Annotated in this window: 1 pseudogene (only partly in view); it reads right to left on the minus strand. The window is 54.8% G+C overall.

Annotated features, from left to right (window positions below):
• Positions 1–638, minus strand: a pseudogene (locus GTN70_11330) (transposase) (it extends 425 nt beyond the left edge of the window).
• Between the last annotated feature and the right edge of the window lie 66 nt (positions 639–704).

Consider the following 704-nt stretch of genomic DNA (forward strand, 5'->3'; position numbering starts at 1 on the left):
ATGGTCCTTCCTCTCAGGGCGGAGCCGGATACATGATCCATCTGTTAACCACAATCGCCCTCGTTTGGGCTGCTTCTGAGGAACTTTCAATCCTTCCTGCCTCCAAATCCTCTCCACACGCTTGTGGTTGACTCTCCAGCCTTCATTCCTCAGCAAGGCTGCGATGCGGCGATAACCATAGCGCCCGTATTGACTGGCTAGAGTGACGATCCTTCCTACCAATCGCTCCTCATCCTCCGCTACCTTCCGGATATGCCGCTGGGTGGAACGCGGATGACCCAAGACCGTGCAGGCTCTGCGCTGTGAAACACCCAGCTTCTCACATACATGATCAACCGCCCGGCTTCTCTTGGCCGGGCTCAGAAGTTTCCCCGGTTCACCTCCTTGAGAATGTCGTTTTCCAGGGAAAGCTCTGCCACCAGCTTTTTCAGCCTCGCGTTCTCCTTCTCAAGCTCCTTCAAGCGTTTGGCCTGATCCACCCTCATACCTCCGTACTCCTTGCGCCAGCGGCAATACGTCTGTGCAGAGATCCCCAGCTTCCGGTAGACATCTGCCATTTTGAATCCCTGACTATGCAGAACTTCGGCTTCACGGAGCATGGTGATGATCTGCTCCGGTGTGTAGCGTTTCCTGCCCATATCCTCCTCCTTCTGTCCAGGACAATTTTAACACAATACCTGGACCGATATCAGGGGGGCAGGTCA

Source organism: Deltaproteobacteria bacterium, from assembly GCA_011773515.1.
GTDB lineage: Bacteria > Desulfobacterota > Deferrimicrobia > J040 > J040 > WVXK01.